This window comes from Mesorhizobium sp. L103C105A0 (assembly GCF_000502215.1).
GTDB lineage: Bacteria > Pseudomonadota > Alphaproteobacteria > Rhizobiales > Rhizobiaceae > Mesorhizobium.
This window is the reverse complement of sequence record NZ_AYXF01000011.1, coordinates 148971-155902: the sequence shown is the minus strand read 5'-3', so window position 1 is coordinate 155902 and position 6932 is coordinate 148971. Positions and strand designations below refer to the sequence as shown.

The window sequence follows — 6932 nt, the reverse complement described above, 5'->3', positions numbered from 1 at the left end:
CAAGTCGTCGTGGCGATGAACGATCGCGTCGAGGATCGCTTACCAAGCGGCGTTTACTAAGTTCCGCTGGTGCAGCCCTGCGCGATCACACCATAACCATGTGATGACAAATCAGCCATGTGTGTGGTGCGGCGGGCTTGTTCCGCTTGTGGCCGGCGCCTACCCACCCGGGTTCCCCAACCATGGCGTCGGCCATTTTCGTTCTCTCAGCGATTATAGGCCTTTGCTATCGGCCTATGTGTTGGCCTTGGATGGCGAGATCGCGGTTAGATCGCCTCGTTCGTTTGGATGTTTCGCTGGCGTTGGCAGGAGGCGCATATGTTCGCCAGCCGGCGGATACCACACCGCCCCACCGGTCAGGCCCAGCGCGTCCGCTGCAAAGTCCCGCAGACGGCTGCTGGGCCNGGCGCATATGTTCGCCAGCCGGCGGATACCACACCGCCCCACCGGTCAGGCCCAGCGCGTCCGCTGCAAAGTCCCCGCAGACCGCTGCTGGGCCGCTGGCGGGCAGCGGCTACTTGCTGACGATCCAATCCACCAAGCCAGTTTCGATCAGCTCGCACCCAGTGAAATCGCGCACCAGGGCCTTGGCTAAATCGCGCCATTGACACTCAGGCGTACCCGTTTCCCCTACTAGGGCTCGGAATGCAGAGCGGAGAACGTCGGCTTGAAATGCGGAGACGGCAACAGTAGACGGGTCGCCATCTTCCCAGCCTAGCGCCACGTCGTGACGACGTTGACCAAGGCGCTTCAGAAGCTCGCGTGAGGCTCGGATGGCCCTGCGCGATTGATCCATGTCCCGGCGAAATGTGGCGGGTTCCGCCATGGACTTCTGGCGCATCAGCAAGGTGGCCGTAGTGGCCGCTCGAGCGATATCTATGGACGTTGCAACCATCGCAGCCTCCCAGAAAAGGCAATGGCAAACGACACATTAATAAGCTCGCCGAAACTCTCTCCGCAATGAAAAGAGTTGTACGAATTTTACCAACCCGCACCCTTTCAGTGATGCCGGGCCGCTGCTGTCCTCGCTCTTGTTCTGTCATCGTAATGAAGGACGACATCTCCGAGCACCCGTAGCACACCTGTTGCATGGAAAAAGCTGTAGGCGTTTATAGGTGCCCGGGCACTCCGCCATTTGTTTGCGTTGTGGAGCGGGACAAAGCAGGCTTCCTCACTCAGGCCGCCTACCGTGAAGCGGGGCAAAAGCCCGACTTCGACGCATTGCCTTGGGAAGCTGAATACAGGGCCGCCAACTCAACCAAGCCGGCCGTATCCTAGCTGGCAACCAGGGGCACCGTGACGGTCGTGGCGTAATTTATCGGATACTGGTCGNCAAGCCGGCCGTATCCTAGCTGGCAACCAGGGGCACCGTGACGGTCGTGGCGTAATTTATCGGATACTGGTCGAAATACGGGAAAGCGATGACGAAGGCATAGCTCGCGGTCAGATGCGCCATCTTGAACCCGCCGCTGGCAGGGTCGGTCGCGATCGTCACAATGACGTTCTTCAGACCCAGGTTCACCAATTTCTGCGTGGCGATGGCCTGGATGTCGCTCTGCGAAAGCGTGTTGTTCAGCTGCAGCGCCCGAGAAGAGGTTTCCAGTGTATAGCGGACGGTCGACACGGCATTCATGGCCCAGCCGAAGGCGAAGATTCCGAACAAAAGCATCACCAGGAAAGGCGCGATCAAGGCGAATTCCAGCCCGGCTGCGCCGGAGCAGTCACGGCGCCACCTGGATCCGATCCTTTCAGCGGACACGGATCACCTGCTGATGACTGATCGCGCGCGGGTCCGGGAAGACACCGAAGTTAAACGGGGGCACCCAGGTGCCCGTCGCCGTTATCTGGACGAAGACGGTCGGCAGCTTCGTTCCGCCGCAAATGGTGGTCGCATCCACGACCGTGGCGCCGCACAAATAGGAGCGGACCAGTACGACCGCGGCGTCCTCGGGCTTGTCGTTCCAGCTCGAAAGCGCGACCGCCTGCGTTCCGGTGTCATTGGACGCGCCGGCCATTACGAGATTGGCCGCGGTTTTAACGCCCGCGCGCATCTGCAGGTAACTCGTTACGTAGGACCAGCCGTCGGCGATGCCGAGGCAGACGAGGCACAGGATGGGCAGCAACATGGAAAACTCGACGGCAGCTATCCCGGATTTGTCCAGGACAATGCGCAAGGTCCGCCCACCCATCCCGCTACTCGACGAGCTGAACGGATTGCGTCGCCGGAATGTTCTTCATCCCGAGGCTGGTGCAGTCCTGCTTGATGGTCGTACTGCCGGACCACTGGATGGTGTCGGCGACGACCTGAGTGCAGCCACCGTTCCCCGAGAAGTTGCCAAGGTAGTTGACCTGCTGCCTGGGAAAATAGATGGCGCCGGTCAAAAGCGAGTCCGCTGTGCCATTGAAGGTGCTCTGCGCCGCAGTCCCGGTCCTGTCGCCATAGAACAGCACGCCGGAATAGGCTCCGGAGGTAGGCGCGCTCAGCGTCACCTTGGCGTTGCCGTTCATGCTGACAGTGTTGCTGCCTGCCATGAAGATGGTTACCCCGCTGCCCGCGACGACCGCGTTGGCGTTGACCTTCATACCGCCCTGCACGACGTAGACGCCGGGCTGCAGGGTGACGTTGCCGCTGAGGCTCATGCCGCTACAGTAGGTGCCAGGCTGGAGTGTTTGCGACGTCTTGTTGCCGTTGACAGACTTGCACGGGTTCCCGGCCGTCGGCGCCGCCAAGCTGGAGAAAGGATCGGCTGCCGGCAAGGCTTGGGTGATGTTGGACTTGCAGACCGTGGTCGCCGGATTGTTCAGCACCATGCCGCCGACCGTGATCAGGCAGTCGGCCTTGAGCACCGCCGAGCCCTGCGTCTTTATGGCGTCNATTGTTCGAGGTCGCGGACTGCGTGGCGGCGGCGATGATGGTCGGGTTATCGGAACCCGCGACTTTCTCGAGCGCGCCGGCATAGGCCGCGGCATCGGCAACGGCCTGCAGCTTAAGGCTGCTGTAATACCAAAAGGATGTCTCCACACCGAGGCCGGCGCCGCCAACCACGACCGGCAAGGTGAAGGCAACGATGACGGCAACGTTACCGTTCGTGGCGCGCCTTAGGCGGCTCAAAGCAAACCAAATCCGGGTGAACGCGTTGGATGCCATATGTATTAGAAACCACGAATAGATAAACGAATGTCTAAAAACTCCATTCCGATTCGACGTAGTCGAACGGGCTAGCTAGGCGCAAGTTGCAGCGACCGCGCAACATCCTGTCGGAGGTTCCGCCCCAATCGACGAATGCGAAATATGCCGCTATCCCGAACTTTGTTGTCGACCAAGTGACATTTAAATGCCCCCTCTGCGAAGAAGCTATCGAGAAGACAGGGGACACCGCGCTGCCGGTAAGGGGAAAGATCGGCTCACGCCGCCTCAGGAACTTTGTGCAATCCGTCCGGGGCTGGCTCTGAGGGCCACACACGCCCGAAACCAACCACTCCAGCCACGATCAGTCCGTGAGGCGCCCACGAAACAACGTGGTGCCGTCGGTCAGCTGCGACCTGGAGATATCCCGGAACCCAGCCCCGGCCATCCACCCGCGATACTGACCTTCCGTGTACGATTCGCCCGCGCGGTAAAGGTTCAGGAAGGTGAGATTGAGAAAGACACCCTCAGGCGGGCCGAGACGGTCGTCATCGACGACACCCCACCCCGCAATTGCGATCTCGCCTCCTTGGGTGAGGCAACGCGCCGCGTTCAGGATCGAACTGCGCGCCTGGTCCGGCGGCAGGACCTGGACGACGGCCTTCAGGATTGCCAAGTCATGCCGGCCGGTCGATGGCGCGACCGTTATGTCGCCTTCTTCGACAACCACATCGCCGGCACCGTATTCCGACAGGATCGCTGGTGCGACCGCTGCGACCGTCGGGAGTTCCATCAAAGTCGCCGCAATATGCGGCCATCGCTCGCGAAGTCCGACCAGAATGGTCCCGGCGCCGCCGCCGATGTCGATCACCGAACGGACCGCCGAGAGGTCCAGCTCACGGGCCAGATTCCGGCCGAAAATCACCCCTCCCGGTGCGAGCATGCGGCTGAAGGCCGCTGCGGATTCTGGCCCCGCTTCAGAAAAGTCATGCAGCGCGGCCGGCCGGTTCTGCCGCAGCGACTCTGCGGTCAAAAGGTCGGCTCCCCAGAGTTCGCGCAGCAGCACATGATCGCCGCCGCGATAGGTCGGCTTGGACGTGTCGAGAAACTCCGACGATTCGGCTCCGTTGCGAAACTGACCATCCTCGACCTCGAGGAGACCGATGCTGGCGAGCGCGTAGAGGAGCCGCGACAGACGAGCGGGCTCGACTTTGAGCGCTGCCCCAAGGCTGTCGGCAGTCGCAGCATCGCCGCCGAGCCGGGTGAAGATGCCAAGGTCCAGCCCGGCACGAAGCGCCAAGGCAGGGGGCACCCCTGCGATCAGCTTGTCGATCCGATCGGAATCCACCATGTCATATCCCGTTGTGCGATCCAGGATCGACTTTGAACAGCTCGGCCAACCTCGTCAAATCAGTTCGCCAGCGCGCCGCTCTCCGCGTCGAGCAGGTTCAGCTTGGCGGTATCGGGTTCGACGTAAAGCGTATCTCCGGGGCCAGCGCTGATCCTACCAGCGCCCGCGACCGTTGTGCGCCGGCCCGGCATACCTCAAAAATCCGGCTGTGATAATGGCTGGTCGCGCCTTCGGACGCTACGCAGGTAAGGCCAGCAGCGCCAGTCCGGCCAGCGCCGAGCCGGCCAATGTCGGCAGCATGCCGATCCTCAGTTTCAGCATGGCGACCATGGCGGCCGCCGCCAGCAGCGCGGCGCGCCAATCCAGCGACGACAGCACCGGTAGCTCCATCCCAAGACCAAAACGGTGCACCGCGCCGAAGACGACATGCAGTGCGAACCACAGCGCAAGGTTCATCACCACGCCGACCACAGCCGCCGTGATCGCACTCAGCGCCGCCGACAGCGCCTTGTTGCCGCGCAGCGCCTCGATGTAGGGGGCACCCAGAAAGATCCAGAAGAAGCACGGCACGAACGTCACCCAGAGCGTCAGCAATGCGCCGAGCGATCCGGCCACAAGCGGTCCCATCGCACCGGCGTGACGATAGGCGGCGACGAAGCCGACGAACTGCAGCACCAGGATCAATGGTCCCGGCGTCGTCTCGGCCAGACCAAGCCCATCGACCATTTCACCCGGCGCCAGCCAGCCGAACGAGGTCACCGCTGCCTGCGCGACATAGGAGAGCGCAGCGTAGGCGCCGCCGAATGTGACCACCGCCATCAGGCTGAAGAAGCCGCCAAGCTGTGCCCAAACACTGGCAGGGCCGGTCAGCGCCAGGATCAGTACGACCGGCCCGAGCCAGATCGGCAGCCAGATCGCGATGGTGCGCGGCGCGTGCCATTTCGTCGGCTTGGTGTGAGCGAGGTCGCCGCGTTCGAACATGACGTCGACGGCGCCCCTGACATCGGGCAAATTGTCCTTGCCGCGTGCGGCTCCGGAAAAACGCGCCGGTGCCAAGCGGTTGCCGATCCAGCCGGTCAGCCCTGCAACCAGGATGATCAGCGGAAACGGCAGCCTGATGACATAAATGGCAAGGAACGCGGCCACCGCGATCGCCACCATCACCCGGTTCTTGAGCGCCCGTTTGCCGATGCGGAGGACCGCCTCGACGACGACGGCCAGCACCGCCGCCTTGATGCCGAAAAACAGCGCCTCGATGACAGGCGCATCATTGTAAAGCACGTAGAAGATGCTGAGGCCCAGCATGACAAACGCACCGGGCAGCACGAACAGGATGCCGGCGACGAGGCCGCCGGCGGTCCGGTGCAGCAGCCAGCCGATATAGATGGCGAGCTGCTGTGCCTCGGGGCCTGGCAGAAGCATGCAGTAGTTGAGCGCATGCAGGAACCGCTGCTCGCCGATCCAGCGGCGATCCTCGACCAATTCCTTGTGCATCAGCGCGATCTGTCCGGCCGGCCCGCCGAAGGAGAGCAGGCCGATCCTTGCCCACAGTTTCGCGGCTTGGCGGAAGGTCGGGACGACCGGAGCCTCGGTAGCCTGTGCATCGTCGTCCGCGGCGAGGGCGCTCATGGCGCTTTGCCCGCGCTGGGCCAATTGTGGGTTTCGTCAGTGGCATCGCGGCACCATCTGAAGAACGCATCGTAGAGCAGCATGCCGGCATCAAGCTGTTCGAGATCGTCGCGGAACATGCGCGACAGCCCGAGCGATGCAGCGAGGAACCCGGCCGCCTGCGGTACGAGATCGAGGCGCGCCGTATCGGCTGCACGCACGATCAGCGCAAGGCGATCGAGCGCTTCGGACCGCAACCCGAACTCTTCGATCATCGTGTCGAAGGTGCAGCGCTCGCCGCGATGGCTCCAGAACACGTCGTCGATGTCGAAGGCAACCGCCCCAAACCGATCGGCGGCCGCCAGCACTTCAGACGGCTCGACAAACAGGAACACCGCCGAGGGATCGACGAAGCGGCGGATCAGCCAGGGACAGGCGATGCGGTCGACCTTGGGGCGGGCACGCGTCACCCAGACCGTGCGGCCCTTGTCGTCGCGGGGCGGTATCTTGTCGGCCTTGACCAGAAGTCCCTTGGCCGCCTGCCACGCCTCGAAGCCGCCTTCAAGGGATTCGGCAGCAATGCCCTCATGGCGCAGCCATGCGGCAACGCCTTGCGAGAGCTTCAGCCCCTTCTGGCAGATGACGACAGCATGAGCCCCCGTGAACTCGGCCGCCCAGCTCGAAACAGACTTGAAGTCGCGCCGGCACGAGGCCGGAAGCAGCCGCGGATCGGCGTCGTAGTCTTCGTCGATGCGGACATCGACAAGAACAGGCGCGTCGGACAGACCGACAAGGCGGGAAAGCTGCGCTACGGTGATTGCGGTTGTTGACGGCATGGCGTCCACC

At 62.9% G+C, this 6932-nt stretch carries 7 protein-coding genes and 1 pseudogene; all 8 read right to left on the bottom strand.

Annotated features, from left to right (window positions below):
- Positions 1-514: 514 nt before the first annotated feature.
- Complete coding sequence (locus tag X727_RS140195; protein WP_023835010.1) at positions 515-895, bottom strand: hypothetical protein; 381 nt, start codon at positions 893-895, stop codon at positions 515-517.
- A gap of 453 nt (positions 896-1348) precedes the next feature.
- The gene (locus tag X727_RS140200) at positions 1349-1759 is read right to left on the bottom strand and encodes a TadE/TadG family type IV pilus assembly protein (RefSeq protein WP_023708223.1); all 411 of its coding nucleotides are present in this window, start codon (positions 1757-1759) and stop codon (positions 1349-1351) included.
- Positions 1749-2174, bottom strand: coding sequence for a TadE/TadG family type IV pilus assembly protein (locus tag X727_RS140205; RefSeq protein ID WP_245260130.1), 426 nt, complete (start codon positions 2172-2174; stop codon positions 1749-1751). The genes X727_RS140200 and X727_RS140205 overlap by 11 nt, the downstream gene beginning before the upstream one ends.
- Before the next feature lie 19 nt (positions 2175-2193).
- Positions 2194-2847: a hypothetical protein gene (locus tag X727_RS01000000165015; RefSeq protein WP_245260891.1), complete on the bottom strand. Its 654-nt coding sequence runs from the start codon at positions 2845-2847 to the stop codon at positions 2194-2196.
- Between the two features lie 160 nt (positions 2848-3007).
- Positions 3008-3148 (bottom strand): annotated as a pseudogene (locus X727_RS1000000169165) (hypothetical protein); the annotation flags it as partial.
- Positions 3149-3491: 343 nt separating this feature from the next.
- Positions 3492-4478, bottom strand: a complete 987-nt coding sequence (locus X727_RS140210; RefSeq protein ID WP_023835009.1) for a methyltransferase — start codon at positions 4476-4478, stop codon at positions 3492-3494.
- Positions 4479-4715: 237 nt separating this feature from the next.
- Positions 4716-6107, bottom strand: coding sequence for a chromate efflux transporter (gene chrA / locus X727_RS140215; protein WP_023835008.1), 1392 nt, complete (start codon positions 6105-6107; stop codon positions 4716-4718).
- Positions 6104-6922 (bottom strand): sulfurtransferase/chromate resistance protein, encoded by an 819-nt coding sequence (locus tag X727_RS140220; protein WP_023670055.1) that lies wholly within the window; start codon positions 6920-6922, stop codon positions 6104-6106. Before X727_RS140220 ends, chrA begins: the two co-directional genes overlap by 4 nt.
- Positions 6923-6932 lie beyond the last annotated feature (10 nt).

Coding starts and splice junctions, on each gene's coding strand:
- X727_RS140195 (WP_023835010.1), bottom strand. CDS start 895: ATGGTTGCAACGTCCATAGATATCGCTCGAGCGGCCACTACGGCCACC.
- chrA (WP_023835008.1), bottom strand. CDS start 6,107: ATGAGCGCCCTCGCCGCGGACGACGATGCACAGGCTACCGAGGCTCCG.
- X727_RS140220 (WP_023670055.1), bottom strand. CDS start 6,922: ATGCCGTCAACAACCGCAATCACCGTAGCGCAGCTTTCCCGCCTTGTC.
- X727_RS140210 (WP_023835009.1), bottom strand. CDS start 4,478: ATGGTGGATTCCGATCGGATCGACAAGCTGATCGCAGGGGTGCCCCCT.